20 protein-coding genes and 1 pseudogene are annotated in these 20,479 nt (G+C 36.5%); 5 read left to right on the forward strand and 16 right to left on the reverse strand.

Translation table 11 applies throughout. The annotated features are described in order from the left end of the window. Positions 1-10: 10 nt before the first annotated feature. Genes BUE84_RS04320 through BUE84_RS04330 form a run of 3 tightly spaced genes read right to left on the reverse strand, consistent with a single transcriptional unit; the run spans position 11 to position 2,426 of the window. Positions 11-394 carry a DUF3037 domain-containing protein gene (locus BUE84_RS04320; protein ID WP_079240636.1) on the reverse strand — a complete coding sequence of 128 codons (384 nt, stop codon included), beginning with the start codon at positions 392-394 and terminating at the stop codon, positions 11-13. Beyond that, positions 381-1,154, reverse strand: a complete 774-nt coding sequence (locus BUE84_RS04325; protein WP_079240637.1) for a HipA family kinase — start codon at positions 1,152-1,154, stop codon at positions 381-383. Before BUE84_RS04325 ends, BUE84_RS04320 begins: the two co-directional genes overlap by 14 nt. Positions 1,155-1,169: 15 nt before the next feature. Then, entirely contained in the window at positions 1,170-2,426 is a 1,257-nt protein-coding gene (locus BUE84_RS04330; protein ID WP_079240638.1) for a T9SS type A sorting domain-containing protein, read from the reverse strand. A 61-nt stretch (positions 2,427-2,487) separates the two neighbouring features. Here BUE84_RS04330 and BUE84_RS04335 point away from each other — a divergent pair, with 61 nt between their 5' ends. Both BUE84_RS04335 and BUE84_RS04340 read left to right on the forward strand, forming a co-directional pair. Then, on the forward strand, positions 2,488-3,330 hold the full coding sequence (locus BUE84_RS04335; RefSeq protein ID WP_079240639.1) for an alpha/beta hydrolase family protein: 843 nt from the start codon (positions 2,488-2,490) through the stop codon (positions 3,328-3,330). Positions 3,331-3,378: 48 nt separating this feature from the next. Next, positions 3,379-3,888, forward strand: coding sequence for a hypothetical protein (locus BUE84_RS04340; RefSeq protein ID WP_079240640.1), 510 nt, complete (start codon positions 3,379-3,381; stop codon positions 3,886-3,888). A 54-nt stretch (positions 3,889-3,942) separates the two neighbouring features. Here the strand turns inward: BUE84_RS04340 and BUE84_RS04345 are convergent, their stop codons facing one another. The 10 genes and pseudogenes from BUE84_RS04345 to BUE84_RS04390 form a co-directional block, all read right to left on the reverse strand. Next, positions 3,943-4,542, reverse strand: a complete 600-nt coding sequence (locus BUE84_RS04345) for a hypothetical protein (protein ID WP_079240641.1) — start codon at positions 4,540-4,542, stop codon at positions 3,943-3,945. Between the two features lie 13 nt (positions 4,543-4,555). After that, positions 4,556-5,377 carry a flavin reductase family protein gene (locus tag BUE84_RS04350; protein WP_079240642.1) on the reverse strand — a complete coding sequence of 274 codons (822 nt, stop codon included), beginning with the start codon at positions 5,375-5,377 and terminating at the stop codon, positions 4,556-4,558. A gap of 80 nt (positions 5,378-5,457) precedes the next feature. Continuing rightward, positions 5,458-5,844: pseudogene (locus BUE84_RS04355) on the reverse strand (GxxExxY protein). Between the two features lie 32 nt (positions 5,845-5,876). Beyond that, positions 5,877-7,124 (reverse strand): fumarylacetoacetase, encoded by a 1,248-nt coding sequence (gene fahA / locus BUE84_RS04360; protein ID WP_079240643.1) that lies wholly within the window; start codon positions 7,122-7,124, stop codon positions 5,877-5,879. A 54-nt stretch (positions 7,125-7,178) separates the two neighbouring features. Then, a complete protein-coding gene (locus BUE84_RS04365; RefSeq protein WP_079243851.1) occupies positions 7,179-7,640 on the reverse strand; it encodes a hypothetical protein in 462 nt (153 codons plus the stop codon). 71 nt (positions 7,641-7,711) lie between these two features. After that, positions 7,712-8,842, reverse strand: coding sequence for a 4-hydroxyphenylpyruvate dioxygenase (hppD, locus tag BUE84_RS04370; RefSeq protein ID WP_062675378.1), 1,131 nt, complete (start codon positions 8,840-8,842; stop codon positions 7,712-7,714). A gap of 237 nt (positions 8,843-9,079) precedes the next feature. Then, on the reverse strand, positions 9,080-9,871 hold the full coding sequence (locus tag BUE84_RS04375) for a hypothetical protein (protein ID WP_034697425.1): 792 nt from the start codon (positions 9,869-9,871) through the stop codon (positions 9,080-9,082). Positions 9,872-10,011: 140 nt separating this feature from the next. After that, positions 10,012-11,286 (reverse strand): acetyl-CoA hydrolase/transferase family protein, encoded by a 1,275-nt coding sequence (locus BUE84_RS04380; protein WP_079240644.1) that lies wholly within the window; start codon positions 11,284-11,286, stop codon positions 10,012-10,014. 219 nt (positions 11,287-11,505) lie between these two features. Beyond that, a complete protein-coding gene (locus BUE84_RS04385) occupies positions 11,506-13,017 on the reverse strand; it encodes a succinate CoA transferase (protein ID WP_079240645.1) in 1,512 nt (503 codons plus the stop codon). Positions 13,018-13,188: 171 nt separating this feature from the next. Further along, on the reverse strand, positions 13,189-14,340 hold the full coding sequence (locus tag BUE84_RS04390) for a homogentisate 1,2-dioxygenase (RefSeq protein ID WP_079240646.1): 1,152 nt from the start codon (positions 14,338-14,340) through the stop codon (positions 13,189-13,191). A 123-nt stretch (positions 14,341-14,463) separates the two neighbouring features. Between BUE84_RS04390 and BUE84_RS04395 the strand changes: the two genes are divergently transcribed. Further along, positions 14,464-16,533, forward strand: coding sequence for a TonB-dependent receptor plug domain-containing protein (locus BUE84_RS04395; protein ID WP_079240647.1), 2,070 nt, complete (start codon positions 14,464-14,466; stop codon positions 16,531-16,533). Further along, positions 16,530-16,991: a thioredoxin family protein gene (locus tag BUE84_RS04400; RefSeq protein ID WP_079240648.1), complete on the forward strand. Its 462-nt coding sequence runs from the start codon at positions 16,530-16,532 to the stop codon at positions 16,989-16,991. The genes BUE84_RS04395 and BUE84_RS04400 overlap by 4 nt, the downstream gene beginning before the upstream one ends. Before the next feature lie 384 nt (positions 16,992-17,375). Here the strand turns inward: BUE84_RS04400 and BUE84_RS04405 are convergent, their stop codons facing one another. Together BUE84_RS04405 and BUE84_RS04410 are read right to left on the reverse strand one after the other, a co-directional pair. Next, entirely contained in the window at positions 17,376-17,870 is a 495-nt protein-coding gene (locus BUE84_RS04405) for a cupin domain-containing protein (RefSeq protein WP_079240649.1), read from the reverse strand. A 3-nt stretch (positions 17,871-17,873) separates the two neighbouring features. Further along, the gene (locus BUE84_RS04410) at positions 17,874-18,863 is read right to left on the reverse strand and encodes an NADP-dependent oxidoreductase (RefSeq protein WP_079240650.1); all 990 of its coding nucleotides are present in this window, start codon (positions 18,861-18,863) and stop codon (positions 17,874-17,876) included. A 91-nt stretch (positions 18,864-18,954) separates the two neighbouring features. Between BUE84_RS04410 and BUE84_RS04415 the strand changes: the two genes are divergently transcribed. Next, on the forward strand, positions 18,955-19,332 hold the full coding sequence (locus tag BUE84_RS04415) for a winged helix-turn-helix transcriptional regulator (RefSeq protein WP_034697438.1): 378 nt from the start codon (positions 18,955-18,957) through the stop codon (positions 19,330-19,332). Between the two features lie 292 nt (positions 19,333-19,624). Here the strand turns inward: BUE84_RS04415 and BUE84_RS04420 are convergent, their stop codons facing one another. Continuing rightward, positions 19,625-20,479, reverse strand: a complete 855-nt coding sequence (locus BUE84_RS04420) for a glycine betaine ABC transporter substrate-binding protein (RefSeq protein ID WP_079240651.1) — start codon at positions 20,477-20,479, stop codon at positions 19,625-19,627.

The following is a 20,479-nucleotide window of genomic DNA, read 5'->3' on the forward strand; positions in this document are numbered from 1 at the left end:
TAAGGAAGCGTTACTTTACTAACTCCTCAAAAAGCTTACCAAAAGTGGCATTTAGATCCTTTGATTTTCCCGGATGAGGTCTTGAGGTCTGTACTACAGAACTTCTTACTGCTGTCAACCATCGGAAGCGCTCCGGAATATCAAAAAAAGCAATAGGACCGCCATCTTTATCTCCATTCGCAATTTTCTGAAAGCTTTCCAGATTGTGGATAATATCGTCGTAATCCAGTTTGCTGTGCATCAGTTTGAACTTGTCCGGACACAAATAGAATTCCACTCTGATGAATTTTTCCTTCTTGGAAAACATCACCAGTCCGATATTGAAAAACTCTTCTCTTTCAACTTTGGGTACCAGGCGTATTACCGCGTATTCATATATTTTATCCTCTTGCATTTTTCGCTTCGTTTACAAAGATTTGAGAATTTTCTAATCTGGTTTTCATAAATTGAAAATAGATCTCACGAATTTCATCCGGCGTTTCATCTGCATCATTCCAGCGTAACCAGTCTTCAGGAATCATGTTGACAATGTCTCTGAAAAGCGTATCATTCAAAATTTCATGGGCAAATTTATCCGCTTCGTCAAGCATTTTTGCCTTGGGAAGAAGTACATGGTCTTTCACATATTTGAAAGGTGTTTTGGCCGCTGCATCAAAATTCTGCCATGAGTGATGGAAGTAGAACGAAGCACCATTATCGATGATCCAAAGTTCTTTATGCCACATCAGCATATTCGTATTTTTAAAAGTACGGTCGATGTTGGTAATAAATGCATCCAGCCATACTATTTTTGAAGCCAGAAGGGGATCCACACTTACTCCCGGATCATAAGTAATAGAACCGGAAAGATAATGTAACCCGAGATTCAGCCCTTCAGAAAACTTCAGAAGATCCTGGATTTCTTCATCGGCTTCCGTTCTTCCGAAATCAGCATCAAGATTAACGAAAACAAGTTCAGGAATTTTAAGTCCTAAAGCTTCGGTAATTTTCCCACCCAACAGTTCGGAAATCAGCATTTTTACTCCATGGCCTGCACCACGGAATTTTAACACATACTTGAAATCATCATCAGCTTCCGCCAGAGCGGGAAGAGATCCTCCCTCTCTCAGTGGCAGAATGTAACGCATCACGGTTACAGTTCTTAAATTCTGCATGCAGCAAAAATAAGCTTATTTTTTAATAATTTTTTTAGTGAATTCCTTTTCGCCTGTTTTATATTTCAGGAAGTAAACTCCGCTGGTCAGATGCTGAAGTGAAATATTGTAGCCAGCTTCTGTTTTATTCAAATGATAAGGAATGATTTTTCCTGATATATCTGTAAGAGAAAGTATCTCAACTTTATTTTTAGAAGCAATGTTGATAAGGTTTTGAACAGGATTTGGATAGATTTGAATACCGTTTTCTATAGTTGTTTCCGCAGTATTTAATGTGCTTACAACAACCAGTTTTGTTTTAGTGGTGGTTGCTCCGCAGGCATCTGTTGTAAGTTTTACATTATAACTTCCTCCCACAGCATAGGTGTGCATAGGATTTTCCAGAGTAGAAGTAGTACCATCACCAAAATCCCATGAATATGAAGCCGCATTCTGGGTTGTATTCGTAAACTGAACGGTTCCTGCTCCATTTATCTGATAGGTGAATCTGCTGTGAACATCATTGTTGGTTACATACCATTTACCGGGCTGGTTATATACTTCTGTTTTCACAATATCTTTGATCAGCTGTGCCTGTGACGGAGTAAGATTTCCATTAAAAGGAATCTGTGTTGGATCTTTCTTGAATATAATAGTGTAAAATGTATACGCAGCTGCCATAGAACCTATATAACTAGGATGTGATTCGTCCTGATCATACAATTCAATTGCTGGGTTTTGCTCTCTGATTGTTCTCCAGACTTTACCTACAGGAGAGACAATTCCTTCATTGTTCATAGCCATTTCCATATAACGGTTATAAATTTGAGTGTCCATTCCCAGGTATGTACAGACCGTTGGAAGACCAGGACAGTTGGTTGCATCACCATTTTTACGCCCCCAGGTCATGTAGAAAATAACATTTCCACAAGGATTGGCTGTTTTAATTAAATTGGAAAGCTGAAGGGCATAAGGATACACCTGATTTTGTACCTGTGAATCGGGAAACGAAGGAAGCTGGCTCTGTTCCTGTAATACCACGTAATCCCAGTTTCCCTGATTAATGTCTGAAATGACATTGGGATTATTGGAATGATCCTGCAGGGTAGCACCTCCCGGAGTCTGACTGTGATGTTCAAATATATCGCCATTAGATGTGGCAATGCTTTGAATAAGGCCAGGTAAATTGTTAACGTAAGTATAACTGTTTCCAATAAAGAAGACTCTTTTGGTGGTCTGACTGAGGAGTAAAGAAAAAGTAATTAAAAATAAAAAAAGTAGAGTTTTTTTCATAAATTTCAGTTTGAATTAATCCTATAAATATAAATAATATTAAGTAAAGCCAGTTTGTTTTATGAATTTGATTATAGAAAAGAATATATACTTAGAAAATAAAGAAACAAAAGGTTTTCTTGCTGATATTTTTTATAAAGACACTCAAGAAAAACTTCCTTTGGTCATATTTGTTCACGGATACAAAGGGTATAAAGATTGGGGAGCCTGGAATCTGATGGCAGAAAAGTTTGCTGAAGCAGGTTTTTTCTTCGTCAAGTTTAATTTTTCGCACAACGGAACCACAACAGATGATCCGTTTAACTTCGGAGATCTTGAAGCTTTTGGACAGAATAATTATTCTAAAGAACTTTCAGATCTTGGTGTTGTAATTGATCACTTTAGTAAAGATCCGCATGTGGATGATGAAAAGATTGTGCTGATCGGGCACAGCAGAGGAGGAGGGATTTCTATTATTAAAACTTTTGAAGACGAAAGAATCAACGGTTTGATTACGTTGGCCAGTGTGGATACTTTAGATCGTTTCCCAAAAGATACTGCTTTTGAAAACTGGAAAAATAATGGTGTTTATTATGCTTTGAATGGGCGTACCCAACAGGAAATGCCTCATTATTATCAGTTTTATGAAGATTATGAAAAAGATATTCACCGTTTTGATGTAGAACGGGCTACAGAAATGGCTAAAGCTCATATGTTGATTATTCATGGAACAGAAGATGAAGCGGTAGAGGTGAAGCAGGCAGAACATCTTCATATTCTTCACCCCAATTCTGAATTGTTTCTGATTGAAAATGCTAACCATACTTTCGGGGCAAAAGAACCATGGGAAGGAAATGAATTACCAAAAGATCTCAATACTGTAACTGAAAAATGTATTGATTTTATCAAAGGAAAATTGAAATAAAACGTTTAAAACTACGTTATTATACATTAACCACCATAAAATATAATTATGAGAAAAATTATTGCAGGCGCATTTGCGCTTTCACTATGTGTTGTTTCATGTAAAAAAGAAGCAAAAACAGACTCTTCTGTAAGCAGTGATACTTTGGCAGCCGTAATGCCTAAGGATTCCGTAACAACTCCAAAAACAGATTCAGCAGCAACTGCAGCTCCTTCTGCTCCTGCTCCGGATAATGTTATTACCAAAAACGTTGGGAAATATCCTCATGATATTAAATTCTTTGAAGATAAAGGTATCTCAGAAAGACTGAAAAAGCTTATTGGTGCTGAGTATGGTGAGATGGTAAAGAATTTCAATGTGGAAAGTCCTATTGCATCAGAAAATGGAATCTACAAACTGACAGGATGCAAACAGCACGATTGCCCGGGATATGCTACAAGTATTTTCTACGATGCTAAAAATGATAATCTAAACGTTTCTATCGATAAAAACGGTAAAGCAACAGAATTTGCTGAAAAAGGAAAAATTACTGTTTCAGAATCGCTTAAATCCAAATAATAAAAAAGGAGTGAAACTTTCACTCCTTTTTTTATTGATTTTCAATAGATATCTTTAGTTCGTTTTAACAGCGTTCTTTTTTACTGCCTTTAAAAGACTTCGAAAGTTTTTCATAGTCATCATTTCTGTTGAAGGATCGAAGATAGTCACCTTTTGATCTTTCTCCACTGAAACTTCTGAATATGCTTTGAGTGAATATATTTTCTTCATAGTGCTGATATCATAAACATCCATCATTGCAAAAGTTTCATTTTTTTTATATTCATATTGTGTTCCAATTGAATTGTCTAAACCGTTTCGCACTTTCATGGTGTAGATGTTTACCAGGAAATTGAAATCAGAGTTGCTTTTCAATACCTCAAGATCTTCAGTTTCCGGATCAAAAGGAATACTATTTTGAATTATATTTTCTGCTTTTGCCGTTTTTAAGTCAAAGGCTTTGCCATAGCTTAAATCCTGGAATAGTTGAAATGTCTCTTTGCTCATCATTTCTCGGTGGTGCGAATCTACATCCGTTTTGATATTGTTAATCAGCCACTTTTTGTCCTTCGAAAATACCAATGACTTGCTATAGATCCCATAATCTTTTTTTACAGGATAATAGCATGATTGTAATGTAATTAAGAGAAAAAGAAAGAAAATGTATTTTTTCATCAATAAATTCAGACTATTTAATCAAAATCTTCCAGGCTTCTTCAACTTTACTTTCCAGAAGTAATTTCTGGGCATCAAGATGGATATTTTCATCGGCATGAAAGTCTCCGGCAGGTAATATTTCCGTATTGGCAAGCATTCCAAGGTCATTTCCTGTAAACACTTTACTGTACTTAATAGAATCTGGTAGCAGATCGAAACCAATTCCTTTTGTTACCAAAGGTTTTGGCACTTCAAAAAGACTGTTTTCATTGCTTCTTGAATACCAGTTACTGCCTAAACGGGCTACCATATCCAGTTTTTTCTGATCCAGATTTCCGGCCTCATTCAGATATTCTTCTCTGATATGGATTTTCTGAACTTCACAGATCACCAGATTTCCGGCACCACCCTGATCTCCCAATGATTTTACCTCTAAAACTTTACATTCAAAGTTAACAGGACATTCTTCAATCAGTTTCGGCTGTACAAGATCTGCATCTTTCATGGTAAGACCGGATTTGATAAATTCATTGACTCCGGTTTCGTATTCTGTAGAAGCTAAAGAGATCTGCTGTACAATCGGAAAGTTTACTGTTCCGATTACTACTTCAGGAACTTCAATAACATTTTCCAGTGTATGTTTGGTAGTATTATCACGTACCCTCCTCGATGGTGAAAAAATTAAAATAGGAGGAACTGTACTGAACATATTAAAAAAACTGAACGGAGATAAGTTATTATTACCGTCTTTATCCACTGTAGAAGCCAATGCAATGGGACGTGGTGAAACGGCTGTCTGCATAATGGTCTGCAATTGTACGGAGGTTATCTCGGAGGGGATTACTGTTTTCATATTCTATTTAACCACAAAGGCACAAAAGTTTTAAGTAAAATACTTTTAATCATTAAAGTTTAAAAAAGCATATCATAATATTAATTTATAAAGGTTTCCTGCCCTTCGTGATATAGATTTTTTACATTAAAATTGACTAAAATGCCTTTGGGTTTCTTCATTAAGTTAATATAGTTAAGAAGTTGAGCTCAATGAATATCATTAAGCTTTGTAACTGACTTTAATTCTACCACAATTAAGTCCTCAATTAAAAAGTCGCAAAAGAAATCACAATTAATTTCTTTTCCTTTATAATGTACCGGAACTTTCAATTCAGATTTAAAATTAATATTTCTTAATTTGAATTCTTCTTCCAAACATTTATGATATACGCTTTCCAATAAACCAGGACCTAAAATTTTGTGAACTTCTATGCAAGCACCATTTATTTTATAGGTAAGATCTGTTAAGTATGATTGCGTAATCATCAATTCTTTTGTGACTTTTGTGGTAAAAAAAATTAAAGTGTTGGAATGATTTTACCGGAAACTTCCCCGAAACCTACTCTTACACCATCTTTTTCTGCCCAAGCCTTCATGGTAACCGTATCATTATCTTCAATGAATTTTCTTTCTTCGCCGTTGCTTAATGATAAAGGATTTTGTCCTCTCCATGTAAGCTCAAGCATAGAACCGAAAGATTTTGGATCACTTCCTGAAATGGTACCGCTGGCATATAGGTCACCTACTTCCACATTACATCCGTTCACGGTGTGGTGTGCCAGTTGCTGAGTCATATTCCAGTACATGTGTTTGTAATTACTTTCACAGATCAGGTTTTGATCTCCGTTTTCAGGTTGGATATATACCTCAAGGTTGATATCGTAATTTTTATCACCTTCAAATTTTAAATATTCTAAAACTTCAGGATCCTGAGTTGGAGAAGCTGTTCTGAATGGTTCCAAAGCTTCAAGCGTAACCACCCATGGAGAAATTGAAGAACCGAAGTTTTTTGCAAGGAATGGCCCTAGTGGAACATATTCCCAAGATTGGATATCTCTTGCAGACCAGTCATTGAAAACTACCATTCCGAAGATCGCATCTTCTGCATCTTTGGTAGAGATACTTTCTCCCATCTCTGTATTTTTATTGATGATGAAAGCCATTTCCAGTTCGAAATCCAATTGTTTAGATACTCCGAAAACCGGTTTGTCTGCATCGGCGGGTTTCGTCTGACCTTTAGGACGGTTGATTTCCGTTCCGGAAACTACGATAGAGGATGCTCTTCCGTGGTAACCTACAGGTAAATGTTTCCAGTTGGGTAATAAAGCGTTTGCCGGATCACGGAACATTTTTCCTACGTTGGTAGCATGTTCGATGCTGCTATAGAAATCTGTATAATTCGGGATGTGAACAGGCATCATCATTTTTACTTTATCCAGGTCATAGAAAGCCTCTTCAATGGTTTTCTGATCTTTTGATAAAGTTGATCCTTCCTGTAATAAAGTTTGGATTTTAGTACGAACAGCATTGGTAACAGGTTTACCAAGTTCAATAAATTCGTTGATGGTATACGCTTCAAAAACATTGTCGTCTAATCCTTCAATATCTTCAAAATAACCAAGATCATACAATGTAGCAAGATCAATTACCTGATCTCCGATTCTTGTACAGCATCCGATATATTCTTTGTTAAAAACTGCGACTCCGAAAGGAATATTGTGTATAGAAAAATCCGAATTTGAGGAGTAGTCTACAAATGATTTCATAAGTTTAGATTTTAGTTAGATTCAATATGATTCAGAGAAATTCCCCCGAAACATTTATTTGGTCTTTTTTGAGTAAGATGCTTCATCAATCCACCTATCTCTGGTATTGACATCAATAAGGTACAGAATATTATCCTGTTGTGTCAGCAATAACGTTTTGGTGACAGGCATTGGGATTTTTTTGTTTTCAAGCATATCTGCTCTTAAAGAAATAATATTTTTTTTCCTGATAATATCACCGGTGAAAACATTGGAGCTGCTTTCTCCTGTTGCCTTATCATCGAAAACTTCTACATAAGTGGCATTATTCCCTTTGATAATAATAAAGTCCCTCTCCGTATGGTCGGCTTCATCTTTAATGAAAACAAACTTTTTGTTGTCAATATTTACATTTTCAAGATGCTGATTGATGCCTTTTCTTTGTTCAAGTCGGTTAAGGATTTCATTCAAAGTTCCATATTGGGCTTTAAGCCCTAAGGTTCCCAGAAGGAAAGTCCCAATTAAAAGTTTTCTCATATACTGTGTTTTATAAAAAAGTTTTGCCAGAATACTGTATTCTGACAAAACTTATATTTTCTAATGTAAAATTAAAGATTACCTCTTCTTTCCTGCTCTCTTTCTAATGCTTCGAACAATGCTTTGAAGTTTCCTGCACCAAAACTCTGTGCACCGTGTCTTTCAATAATTTCGAAGAATAGAGTAGGACGGTCTTCTACAGGCTTCGTAAAGATCTGTAATAAGTATCCTTCTTCATCATGATCAATAAGTATACCTAACTCCTGAAGTTTTTTAAGATCTTCATCAATATGACCTACTCTTTCAGGAACCATGTCGTAATATGCTTCCGGTGGAGCTGAAAGGAACTCTACACCACGTTTCTTCAATTCAGTTACAGTGTGGATAATATCCTTTGTTGCCACAGCGATGTGCTGTACTCCTTCACCTTCGTAGAAATCAAGATATTCTTCTACCTGAGATTTCTTTTTACCTTCTGCAGGTTCGTTAATAGGGAATTTAGCATATCCGTTTCCGTTTGACATTACTTTAGACATCAATGCAGAATATTCTGTATTGATCTGCTTATCGTCAAAAGAAAGGATGTTTACAAATCCCATTACTTTTTCGTACCATTCTACAGTTGGGATCATTCTGTTCCAGTCAACATTTCCTACACAGTGGTCTACATATAATAAACCTGCTTCTTCAGGCTTATAATCGCTTTCCCACTTTTCATAACCAGGCATGAAAGCTCCGTTATAATTTTTTCTTTCCACAAACATGTGAACAGTTTCCCCATACGTGTAGATACCAGACATTCTTACCTCACCATGCTCATCAGTTAACGTTACGGGCTCTAAATAAGGCTTTCCACCTCTTTTAGTTGTTTCCTCGAAAGCTGCATAAGCGTCATCTACCCAAAGTGCCAAAATTTTTACTCCGTCACCATGTTTTTTTACGTGCTCGCTGATAGGAGAGTCAGACTTTAGTCCTGTTGTTAATACCAATCTGATTTTTCCCTGTTGAAGCACATAAGATGCACGGTCTCTTACTCCTGTTTCAGGACCCGCATAAGCTACAGACTGAAAACCGAAAGCGGTTTTGTAATAATGGGCAGCCTGTTTTGCATTTCCTACATAAAACTCAATATAATCTGTACCGTTAATCGGTAAGAAATTTTCTGCTTGAGCTATTTTCTCGGCAAATGTAAGTGTTGACATATTTTCTCTTTTACTTTTATTTTATTGGTATGCAAATTACAAAATTCTTAGATATGGCGAAAATATTCCCAAGGATTCATTGAATATATTTAACATAACGTTAAAGAAGAGTTTACTTAAGTATATTTAAGTTTCATAAGTCTAAAATCATCTGCCTACATTTGTTATACAAAAGACAAGTGAAAAAAAATATTTCGAAACATGAAAGCCGTAGATACTCTCTACGGCTTTCTTATTTTAGGTTGTTTCAATTTTTCTGTTGAGCATTCCCGCATCGGGATTATAGTTGTCCCAGATCTTCCAGGTATTATTTATTTTTTTGATAAAGTAAATTTGGGTACTCAGTTGATTGACAAAATGTTCTTCTCCGGTTTCACCTACTTTGAACAGAAGATTCCAGAATTCCTGAGATTCCAGGATTTTTTTCTCAGGATCATCAGTGACCACCTGAATGTCAAAAACTTCATAATTGGATCTGTTGTTCTTAGTCACCAGCTGGAAGTCTTTATCACACAATTCTTTGCTGAACAGCGAAACTCTTTCCAGGAATGGAGAATCATCAAAAACCAGGTCTTTAAAAAGCTTGGTATTATGATTGGGAAACTGTTTACAAAACTCAAAAGCGGTTGCACAGTATTCATAAACCATCTGCGTAAGATAAGACTGGTCATCCGTTTCCTCTTCTTCCTGTTTCTTATATCTGATGGTAAGGATGTAATCATTAAGGTCTTTATATCCTAAGAAAATGCAGATTTTATCAAGTGTTTTAAGGAATCTAAGGTCACTATGGGTTTTATCCTGATAATCATTTTCAAAAAAACGCTGAAGAGTAACGTGAGAAATGGTATTTCCGATTTCAAATTTTTTTCCTCCTTTCAGTTCTTCAGCTTCGGAGAGTTCGTCTTTGATAATTTCAGAAAGAATAATATAATGGCTTCTCTTCCACTCATTCACATTCCCCAAAACAGAATTCCTTACCTTGGAATGTTTTACCACTTCGTCTCGTATCGAATTATATATAGTTTTCAATTTCCTTGTTTTTGAAAGAGTTTTATCAAATATACTGCCAAAATTTTAATATTTTTTTATCATTTTATGATGAAGAGTTCAAAATTTGTTTTAATATTTCAATTTAAAAATGCAGTTGTAAGGACTTTATAGTTTGATAATCAGTGTTTAAATCTTTCAAAAGCTGCTCTTTCCAGCATTTCTCTGTCATCAGGATGGGCAATACTGATAAGTTCCTGTGCTCTCTGGCGAAGGTTTTTCCCATAGAGATAAGCCGTTCCATACTCAGTTACTACATAGTGAATATGCCCTCTTGTGGTTACTACACCAGCTCCCTGTTTAAGAAAAGGAACAATTCTGGAAATTCCTTTTTTGGTTCTTGCGGTGATAGCTATGATAGGTTTTCCATCATCACTTAAAGCTGCCCCACGCATAAAATCCATTTGCCCTCCGATTCCGCTGTACTGCATCGTTCCGATAGAATCGGCACATACCTGTCCTGTAAGGTCTATTTCAATGGCAGAGTTAATGGCTACCATTTTTTTGTTTCTCATGATGTTGATCGGGAAATTCACTTCACTTACATCTCTGAAGGCAAAAACCGTATTGTCATCTACATAATCATACAACTTTCGAGTCCCGAAACAGAAACTTGTGATGGTTTTATTGTCATTGTAGCCTTTATATTTATTATTGATTACATCATCCTGAATAAGGTCAATAACACCGTCGCTCAGCATCTCTGTGTGAATTCCAAGATCTTTATGATTGGTAAGGCATTTTAACACGGCATCAGGAATTGTTCCGATGCCCATCTGCAGCGTTGATCTGTCTTCAATAAGCTCAGCAACATTTTTTCCTACGAGCATTTCTTCAGGGCCTACTTTAGAACCATAGTCTACGGTAGGAAGTTCCTCTTCATGCCAAACCAGTTTATGAATTCTGCTGATGTGGATCATCCCGTCTCCATGAGTTCTTGGCATTCTTGGATTGACAATAGCAACGATGATTTTTGCTGTATCTACAGCGGCTCTTGCGATATCTACAGAAGTTCCCAAAGTACAAAACCCGTGTTTGTCGGGTGGAGAAACCGTAACAATAGCTACATCAAGAGGCAGGATATTTTTTCTGAATAAAATAGGAATTTCACTTAAGAAAACGGGAACAAAGTCTCCGCGGTCAGAATTCACAGCATCACGTACAGGAGTGGAAACAAATAAAGAATTGATAAAAAAACTGTCCTTGTATTCCGGTTTTGCAATTTCCACATTTCCCTGTTGGGTAATGGAAACCATTTCCACATTTTGCAAACGATTAGACTGTCTTGCCAGTTCATCAATAAGGTAATTGGGAGTACAGGCACTACCATGAAAAAAGACACGGTTACCACTTTTTATCGTATATATTGCTTCTTCTGCGCTGATGTAATTATTCATATTTTGTCTTTTTAAAAAGGTGTTAAGAGTATGAGTAGAGCTTATAAAATACCTCTCTTCTTTCAAAGATAATCTTTATAATTTTATATTCATACAAATATTTTGAGGATATTGAACAGACTTTTATCATATGAATAAGCCAGTTGTGATTTAAAAGATAAAGGACTAAATGCATTGGCATTCAGTCCTTTCGTCTTATTTGTTGTTTTGATAAAAATCTTAATTAGCTATTTCTACAGCTGTTTTCTGCTTCATAGTTCCGGTTTCTGCAAATCGTAAATGCCAGCTGAAAGATTCTTCCAATAAATGAGGGGTATGGCCACCTCTTTCACAGGCCCTGTCGAAGTAAGATTGTAGTTCTTCCTTATAATCCGGGTGAACACAATTGTCGATGATTTTCTGGGCTCTTTCTCTTGGTGCCAATCCTCTTAAGTCAGCCAATCCAACATCTGTTACCAGAATATCTACATCATGTTCTGTATGGTCAGTATGAGAAACCATGGGAAGAACATGGGAAATATTGTTGCCTTTTGAAGCTGCCTGAGTCACAAAAATACTTAAATAAGCGTTTCTTGCAAAGTCTCCGGAACCACCGATTCCGTTCATGATTTTTGTTCCTCCGATATGAGTAGAGTTTACGTTTCCATAGATATCGAATTCAATTGCGGTATTGATGGCTATCACACCCAATCTTCTGATCAATCCCGGTGTATTGGAAATATTCTGAGGTCTTAAAACAAATTTGTCTTTATATTTCGATAGGTTTCCTAACACTCTTTCGTAGCATTCCTGGGAAACGGTAATAGATGATGCTGAAGCAAAGCTTAGCTTACCGGAATCGATCAGATCAAATGTACTGTCCTGTAGCACTTCGGAAAACATGGTCAAATCATAGAAATTACTGTCTTTGAATCCTGTCAGAACAGCATTGGCTACCTTACCAATACCTGCCTGAAGAGGAAGTAAACGGTCTGTAAGACGTCCTAAAAGAACTTCATTCTCAAAGAAGGCAAGAAGGTGTTTGGCAATAGCTGTTGTTTTTTCATCCGGTTCTGCAATATCTGCCGGGCTGTCTTTACGGTTGGTAAATACAATGGCCTCAATTTTTTCAGGATCTACAGGAATACTTTTTCTCCCGATTTTGTTCCATGGCGCAACAATTGGAATAACATTTCTGTAAGGATAATCTTCCGCCTGGTAGATATCATGAATTCCGTAGACTTCTTCAGGAACTTCCGTATTGATTTCAATAATAACCTTTTTAGCCAAAGCCGCAAAAGTCACTGAATTCCCTACAGATGTTGTGGGAACAATACTTCCGTCTCTTTCAATATAAGCAGCTTCGATAATGGCTACATCAATGCTCTGAAGATTTTTGGTGTGAAGAAGCTCGGCACTTTCACTCAAATGCTGGTCGATGAAGAGAATTTCACCATTGTTGATTTTGTTTCTTAAAATAGGATCTACCTGGAACGGCATTCTTTTCTTCAGAACGTTGGCTTCTGCCAGTTTTCCATCGGTACCGTGCCCCAGTGAAGCTCCGGTCATCAAAGTGACTTTCAGGTCTTCTGTTTTTCCTCTTTCAGCCAATGCCGGTAAAATGGCTTTGCTATCACCTGCTTTTGTAAAGCCGCTGGACCCGATGGTCATACCGTCTTTAATGATTTTTACAGCGTTTTCGGCTGTGGTTACCTTTTGGTGTAAACTTTCTAATCTGATTCTTTCTAACATGTAATATTGATTTTGTTTTAAACCACCATTACTTAGGATGCGATATGAAAAATAATGATGGTAAATATGTTAACCATACCTCACAAATTTACGAAAAAAGACGCTTTAAATAAAGGATTTAAAGCGTCTTTTGTATGTATTCAGTAATACTTTTTGATAATTTTTACTGTTTTATTCTAACCATGAAGTTTTATAAGAAGGATCTTCTACTTTTAAAGCTTCTTCTGTAATTTTTAACGGGCGGAAAGGGTCTACCATTACCGCATATTCTTCCGTGAATTTTTTACCGATACTTCTTTCCATCGCTCCCGGATGAGGTCCGTGTACAATTCCGCCAGGGTGCAGGGTAAAGTCCATTAAATCAATATGGTTACGGCTCATGAAATCACCTTCTGTGTAGAACAATACCTCATCAGAGTCAATATTAGAGTGGTTATAAGGCGCCGGAATAGCCTGTGGATGATAATCATACATTCTTGCACAGAATGAGCACACTACGAAATTGTGTCCTTCAAAATTCTGGTGAACCGGTGGCGGTTGGTGAATTCTTCCCGTAATCGGTTCGAAGTTTTTGATATTGAATTTGTAAGGATAAAAACAGCCGTCCCAACCTACCACATCAAACGGGTGTGTAGCGTAGATGAAGTCGGTAATCTGGTTTTCTTTTTTTACTTTAATTAAGAATTCTCCTTTTTCATCGATAGGTTCCTTATAAGTAGGAGCAATCATATCTCTTTCGCAGAATGGAGAATGTTCCAAAAGCTGTCCGAATTCGTTTCTGTATCTTTTTGGAGTATAAATAGGAGAGTGGCTTTCCAACACAAAAAATACTGTATCATCAGACTTCAGTTCCACCTGATAAATCGTTCCTCTCGGAATAATCAGATAATCTCCGGTTACGAATTCAAGATCACCTACAAATGTTTTCAAAATTCCGGTTCCGTTATGAACATACAAAAGCTCATCACATTCTGCATTTTTGTAGAAATAATCCATCGATTTTCTTGGCTTTGCCAATCCCATTTTCAGGTCGTTATTCATCAAAAGGATTTTTCGGCTGTCCATGAAATCGTCTTCAGGAGTGACATTCATTCCCTTAAACATTCTCGGAGCCACATTTTTTTCCACAGCTATTTTTGGAGTGACATCTTTCGGCTCACCGATAGATTTAATCTGTGTAGGGCGGTGGATATGATATAACAAAGAAGAAATACCATGGAAGCCTTCTGTACCGAAAAGCTGCTCATAGTAAAATTTATCTTCCGGAGACTTAAAGATCGTATGCCTTTTTGGTGGGATATTTCCCAGTTGATGATATCTCATTTTACTTTCATATGTAGTTTCTCAAATTTAATCATTTTTCATGAATTGGCTCAACCTATATTTTTTGGATTAAGTTTTGTATTTGAAAAATAATTGTTAGATTTGTCTAACAATTTTAATTTCATGAAGCGAATATTATTTTCTATTACTTTTTTATCAACCTATTGTTTTGCGCAGGAGACCGATAGTTTGAGTTTACAACAGACTAAAAATCTGGATTCTGCGAGAGTTACGAAGAGGGAAATCAAGACAAGTAACATTGAGGATGTAGTGGTTACCGGTACCATAAAACCGATGAGCAGGTCGAAAAGTCCTGTTGCAGTAGAGATCTACAGTCAGAAATTTTTTCAGAAAAATCCTACTCCCAGTATTTTTGAAGCCATTGCGATGGTAAATGGAGTAAAACCTCAGCTGAACTGTTCCGTATGTAATACTGGAGATATTCATATTAATGGACTGGAAGGACCATATACGATGATTTTGATTGACGGAATGCCCATTGTAAGTTCACTTTCTACTGTCTATGGACTGAGTGGAATTCCGAATAGTCTTGTAGATAGAATAGAGGTTGTAAAAGGGCCAGCTTCTTCAATCTATGGTTCTGAAGCAATGGGAGGCGTAATTAATATTATTACCAAAAATGCACTGACTGCTCCTAAATTAAGTGTTGATCTGATGACATCGAGCTGGTTTGAAAATAATCTGGATCTTTCCACCAAATTCAACGTTGGGAAGAATGCTGCTTCATTATTAAGTTTAAATTATTTCAGTTTTCAGGAAAGAATAGATCAGAATAAAGATAATTTCACGGATACCACTTTACAAAGCAGAATTTCCGTATTTAACAAGTGGAATTTTAAGAGAAAAGAAAACAGACAGGCAAGTTTTGCTTTGAGGTATCTGTATGAAGACCGTTTTGGGGGAGAAATGCAGTGGAATAAATCTTTTCGTGGAAGCGATGAAGTATACGGAGAAAGTATTTATACCAACAGAGCAGAGGTTTTCGGATTGTACGAATGGCCGATGAAAGAGCATATCGTGACTCAGTTTTCTTATAATTATCACGACCAGAATTCGTTTTATGGATCCAATCCGTTCAATGCGACACAAAAAGTGGCTTTCGTGCAAACGTATTGGGACAGAAGTTTTGGGAAACATGATATCACGGCCGGACTTACTTTCAAAAGAACTTTTTACGATGATAACACTCCAGGAACATTAGCTTCAGACGGTATCACGAATGCACCGATGAAATCTCCTATCTGGGGAGCCTTTATTCAGGACCAGTGGGAAATCAACGATAAAAATACGTTGTTGCTTGGCTACCGATATGATTATGATAAAGTACATCATTCCGTCCATTCACCGAGGTTTGCATGGAAATTTAATCCTAATCCGTATCATACTTTACGTTTTAATTTTGGAACAGGTTTCAGAGTAGTTAATTTATTTACGGAAGATCACGCAGCTTTGACAGGTTCAAGAGAAGTTGTGGTAAAATCTGACCTGAAACCGGAAAGATCTATCAACGGGAACCTGAATTATATCTGGAAAATCCCTGTCGGTAACCGGATGGTGAATCTTGATGCGTCTGCATTTTATACTTACTTCAGTAATAAAATTGTAGGAGATTTTGATTCCGATCCTAATAAAATTATTTATGACAATCTTCACGGATACGGAATTTCAAGAGGTGCTTCCCTGAATGTGGATTTCAGTTTTCAGTTTCCTTTAAGTGTTAATCTGGGAGTTACTTATCTGGATGTCTATCAGAAATTTGATAACGAAAATCAAAAAACACAACAGCTGCATGCACCCAAATGGAGTGGAACTTATAACCTGACTTATAAATTCGCGAATAACCTGACCATCGATTTTACAGGACAGTTCTACGGACCAATGAGGCTTCCTGTTCTTGTGAACGATTTCCGCCCTGAATATTCACCATTTTATTCTTTGGCCAATATTCAGGTGTCCAAGAGTTTCAAATCCGGATTTGAAGTGTATTGCGGGATGAAAAACTTATTCAATTTCAGACCTAAAGATCCTTTGATGAGACCATTTGACCCGTTTGATAAGCATGTTGATGATCCTATCAATAATCCTAATCATTATACTTTTGATACAGCGTACGGCTATGCACCGATGCAGGGGATCAGAGGTTTCCTGGGAGTAAAATATACTTTAAAATGAAAAAAATAGCTTTATTTTTAATGTTAGTGCCCTGTTTTTATCTGTCTCAGATGAAGACAGGCACTTTTTCTGATCTTGAAGTTCAGCAGAAAGAAAATCCTAAGCCGGTTGTTATTCACCTTTATACGGACTGGTGTGCAGTCTGTAAGATTGAGTCTTTCCGTATGAGTAAAGATAAAGAGTTGGTTGGTATGATCAATGATCATTTTTATTTTGTCAATTTCGAGGCAGAAAAGACGAAGGAAAAAATCCATTTCCAGAATCAGGAGTTTGAATATCTGCAGAATGGAAATTCCGGAATTCATGAATTGGCGTTGGCTTTGTCTAAGAATAAAAATCAGCCTGTTTATCCTTTGTGGGTATTTCTGGATAAGCATCAGAATCTGGTGTATTATCAGGAAGGGCAGATGACACCTGAGAAAATGAAGCAGAAACTGTTGGAGATTTCTGCTTTGTAATTGAATGTTGTTTATATATTATTTCCCACAGATTACATGAATTACACAGATGCTTGTGGAAAATCTGAGTGCGTTTTTTTATGTTTCTGAGTTTTGTTGGAAAAACGCAAAGGCGCAATTTTTTTCTTTCTTCTGTTTTAAGTCGCAAGGATTTTATCTGTGATAAAATTGTATATTCCTAATACTTTATAAATAATTCCTTGCTGAAAATCTTTGATTTTCTACGCTTTAAAAAACAACACATTATTTATTTTTATTGCGCCTTTACGTTTTTCTAACCTTGCAAAATCTTATTTTTATTTCCCACAGATTGCACAGATTTACACAGATTTTTTAGTTTGTTGAATTTTTAAAATTTGTGAGAACTATCCCAATCTTTAAATTTTAAATAATTAAATCTTTTAATTCTCCCCCCTCAGCATCAATCAAAACAGCCAGCTGAATACAAGGTTCATCAGTACGGTTGCTCCACGCATGATTCGTTCCTCTTTGAATGACGATATCTCCCGGTTTCAGAAGAGTTTCGCCTTCTTCCATGATGAGGAAAAGCTCACCGGAAAGAATAATGATATAATCCAGTGTTGGTGTCTGATGCATCATCGGGTGAGGTTCATTCTTTTTCCATTCTACACCTAAACCTTTATCCGGAGGGACAACAACATATCGAAAATAAGTTCCATTTTTAGGAGTTTGTGGAAATCCGGTATTGGGAATTCTGGTTTCAAAATCCAGACTGGCCGGCGTGGTCTGAGTATTCCAAACATCGGAAATGATAAGTCCCGGAAAGTGTTCTACAGCATTTTCTATCTGCTTGTCTTCTATAATGACAGATTTTCCGTCTTTCGTTCCTGTTACGATTCGTCTTGGTATTTTGTTCATAGATTAATGTTTCATGATCAGTTTATGACCTTGGGTTTGATTATTTTTTAGAATAGAATGTGCCTTCAGAACAGTATCCAAAGAAAGATTTCCAACGGTTTTATATTGTGGAGGGAGGATCGTTTCGTTTTCAATGAGTGTCTTGATGGTAAGCAAACTGTTTTTATAATACTCATATTTTTTTACCATTCCATACGTATAATTGGAGATATTCATAATCAATGTCCCTTTATTGAAGAGGATTTCGTGAGCATCTTTTGTAACCAAAGCGGTTACATCCACATACATTCCGTTAATTTTTAAAACTTCTGCAGTCACTTCAGACATATAATTTCCTACGAGATCAATTCCATATTCAAAAGGTTGATCAGCATTGGCTTTTAAAATGTTTTTAATAAGATTTTCATCTCTGTAATGAATGATTTGATGATCTTTTAAACCCAATTTGAGAAGAATCTGTCTGTTTTCTTCACTTCCCACTGTGGCTGTGATCTGTCGGATATTATGTGCTAATAAAAGTTTGATTAAAAATGAACCTACGCCTCCGGCTGCTCCTGTTACCAAAACAGTGTTTTCCAGGTTTAAATTTAAACGATTAAAGATCTGTAAAGAAGTAAGCCCTGCAGAAGGAGTGGCTGCCGCCTGTTCAAACGAAATATTTTTTGGTTTAAAGGAAACAATAGCTTCAGGAACTGCAATATATTCAGCGTAAGTACCGTTGCTTCCCATAGAGCCGCTTCCACTATATACTTCATCACCAATATTGAATTCTGTAACTTCGGAACCTTTATCCACTACAATTCCTGATAATTCTCTTCCTAATATGGGTGAACTGATCAGCTTGCGTTCCAATTCATTTTCCAACATTTGATAATCAATAGGATTGAAGCCGCTTGCCTTAATCTGGATTAAAACTTCATTGTTTTTGGGTTGAGGCTGCTCTGCCAGTCCGTCTTCCAGCTTTCCGTTTTTATTTAAAATAATTGCTTTCATACATTTAATTTGATACACAAATGTAAAGAGGGAATAGTTTATATTTGCTACTAGTTAACCAATGGTAACTAGTTACCTTCATGAAACTATTATGGCAAAAATCATTGAAAACGGCATCGAAAGAGAAGCCAGCTGCACAGAAGAATTGTTCGCGATGCGGGACAGTCTGGACGTTTTGGGAGGAAAATGGAAACTGATGATTTTACGATATCTGACGAACAGACCGGATCAGATGATTCATTTTAAAAAGCTGGAACGCAGTATTGAAGGAATTTCAGCTAAAATGCTGAGCAAAGAATTAAAAGAACTGGAAACCAATCTGCTGATCACAAGGACCATTCAGGATACAAAACCGATTACGGTAACGTATGCAGTGACGGAATATGGAAAATCTGTATTTCCTGTAACAGAAACATTAGTCAATTGGGGAATAATCCATCGGGAGAAAATTAAAGAATCAATGGGATAGTTATGAGATATTGGCAAACGCAAAGACGCAAGAATTTTCCTTTAAATATGTCTTAAGGCGCAAGGATTTTATCTTTGATAAAATTTAATTCTGTTGAATTTTGGATAAAATAAACTTGCTGAAAATCTTTGATTTTCTCGCGCCTTAAAGCAGTATGTTATTAAATTTCTTTGCGCCTTTGCGATTACTAATAAATATTGCTTCATAGAGAAAAGATTAAATAATCTATGTCGATGAAAAAATCCTCAGACCCATTTAGAGTTGAGGATTTTAAATGATACCAAATTGTTGATTAATTTTGATCTAACCACGACTGTATCAGCTCAGCGTGATCTTCTACCCATTCTTTAGCGGTAGCTTCTTTATTTTTACTCTGTTCCATTTTCATTAAAAGATCAGACATATTTTCATCATCAAAATGAAGTCTGGAAAAAAACTTGGCCAGCTCCGGATGATCCTTCACAAAACTTTTTCTGGAATAGGTTTTAATCTGTTCTGCTTCGCCGTAAATCTTTTTGGGATCATCAAGAAACTTTAGCTTCATTTTACCGAACATCCAATGGGGCTGCCATCCGGTTACCACAATCCATTCTTTACGCTGTATGGCATTCTGTAACTCGGTGATCATGGCAATGGTAGAGGAGTTGATCTGCTGAAAATCTAGTTTATAATCAACAATTGCTTTATCTGTTCCGGTAGTTAATCCGGCTCCTTTTTCAATTCCAATAATTCTGTGACTGAACTGCTCTTTATGCTCATTGAGCTCTTCAATGGAATTAACAGGAATGTATTCCGGCACAACCAATCCTATACGACCGTTATCATAATTGGTTCCAAGATGAGTCAGTCCCGGAAATTTAGCCAGCTTTTTTGCGTGGGTGTAAGGTAACCAGACTCCCATGAAAAGGTCTGTATCTTCATTATTCATCGAAGCCAGAATCATATCTGTAGAAGCTTTTTGAATAATAACATGATAACCTTGCTTATCCAGAATAGCTTTAGCAACGTGTGTCATCGCTACATCTTCTGCCCAGCCATCTACCATTCCTATGGTGATATACTTTGAGTTTTTTATGTTTTCACACGAACTTAATGCGGTAAATATGAACATTAAAACGGGTAAAAACAGATATTTAAGTTGTTTCAT

Origin of the sequence: Chryseobacterium indologenes, assembly GCF_002025665.1 — a bacterium.
Classification (GTDB): domain Bacteria; phylum Bacteroidota; class Bacteroidia; order Flavobacteriales; family Weeksellaceae; genus Chryseobacterium; species Chryseobacterium metallicongregator.

Excerpts from the sequence above, each read along its gene's own strand:
- BUE84_RS04330 (WP_079240638.1), bottom strand. The coding sequence starts at position 2,426 with ATGAAAAAAACTCTACTTTTTTTATTTTTAATTACTTTTTCTTTACTC.
- BUE84_RS04350 (WP_079240642.1), bottom strand. The coding sequence starts at position 5,377 with ATGAAAACAGTAATCCCCTCCGAGATAACCTCCGTACAATTGCAGACC.
- BUE84_RS04390 (WP_079240646.1), bottom strand. The coding sequence starts at position 14,340 with ATGAGATATCATCAACTGGGAAATATCCCACCAAAAAGGCATACGATC.
- BUE84_RS04380 (WP_079240644.1), bottom strand. The coding sequence starts at position 11,286 with ATGAATAATTACATCAGCGCAGAAGAAGCAATATATACGATAAAAAGT.
- BUE84_RS04420 (WP_079240651.1), bottom strand. The coding sequence starts at position 20,479 with ATGAAACAACTTAAATATCTGTTTTTACCCGTTTTAATGTTCATATTT.
- BUE84_RS04345 (WP_079240641.1), bottom strand. The coding sequence starts at position 4,542 with ATGAAAAAATACATTTTCTTTCTTTTTCTCTTAATTACATTACAATCA.
- BUE84_RS04320 (WP_079240636.1), bottom strand. The coding sequence starts at position 394 with ATGCAAGAGGATAAAATATATGAATACGCGGTAATACGCCTGGTACCC.
- BUE84_RS04395 (WP_079240647.1), top strand. The coding sequence starts at position 14,464 with ATGAAGCGAATATTATTTTCTATTACTTTTTTATCAACCTATTGTTTT.
- BUE84_RS04325 (WP_079240637.1), bottom strand. The coding sequence starts at position 1,154 with ATGCAGAATTTAAGAACTGTAACCGTGATGCGTTACATTCTGCCACTG.
- BUE84_RS04415 (WP_034697438.1), top strand. The coding sequence starts at position 18,955 with ATGGCAAAAATCATTGAAAACGGCATCGAAAGAGAAGCCAGCTGCACA.
- BUE84_RS04400 (WP_079240648.1), top strand. The coding sequence starts at position 16,530 with ATGAAAAAAATAGCTTTATTTTTAATGTTAGTGCCCTGTTTTTATCTG.
- hppD (WP_062675378.1), bottom strand. The coding sequence starts at position 8,842 with ATGTCAACACTTACATTTGCCGAGAAAATAGCTCAAGCAGAAAATTTC.
- fahA (WP_079240643.1), bottom strand. The coding sequence starts at position 7,124 with ATGAAATCATTTGTAGACTACTCCTCAAATTCGGATTTTTCTATACAC.
- BUE84_RS04410 (WP_079240650.1), bottom strand. The coding sequence starts at position 18,863 with ATGAAAGCAATTATTTTAAATAAAAACGGAAAGCTGGAAGACGGACTG.
- BUE84_RS04385 (WP_079240645.1), bottom strand. The coding sequence starts at position 13,017 with ATGTTAGAAAGAATCAGATTAGAAAGTTTACACCAAAAGGTAACCACA.
- BUE84_RS04405 (WP_079240649.1), bottom strand. The coding sequence starts at position 17,870 with ATGAACAAAATACCAAGACGAATCGTAACAGGAACGAAAGACGGAAAA.
- BUE84_RS04340 (WP_079240640.1), top strand. The coding sequence starts at position 3,379 with ATGAGAAAAATTATTGCAGGCGCATTTGCGCTTTCACTATGTGTTGTT.
- BUE84_RS04365 (WP_079243851.1), bottom strand. The coding sequence starts at position 7,640 with ATGAGAAAACTTTTAATTGGGACTTTCCTTCTGGGAACCTTAGGGCTT.
- BUE84_RS04335 (WP_079240639.1), top strand. The coding sequence starts at position 2,488 with ATGAATTTGATTATAGAAAAGAATATATACTTAGAAAATAAAGAAACA.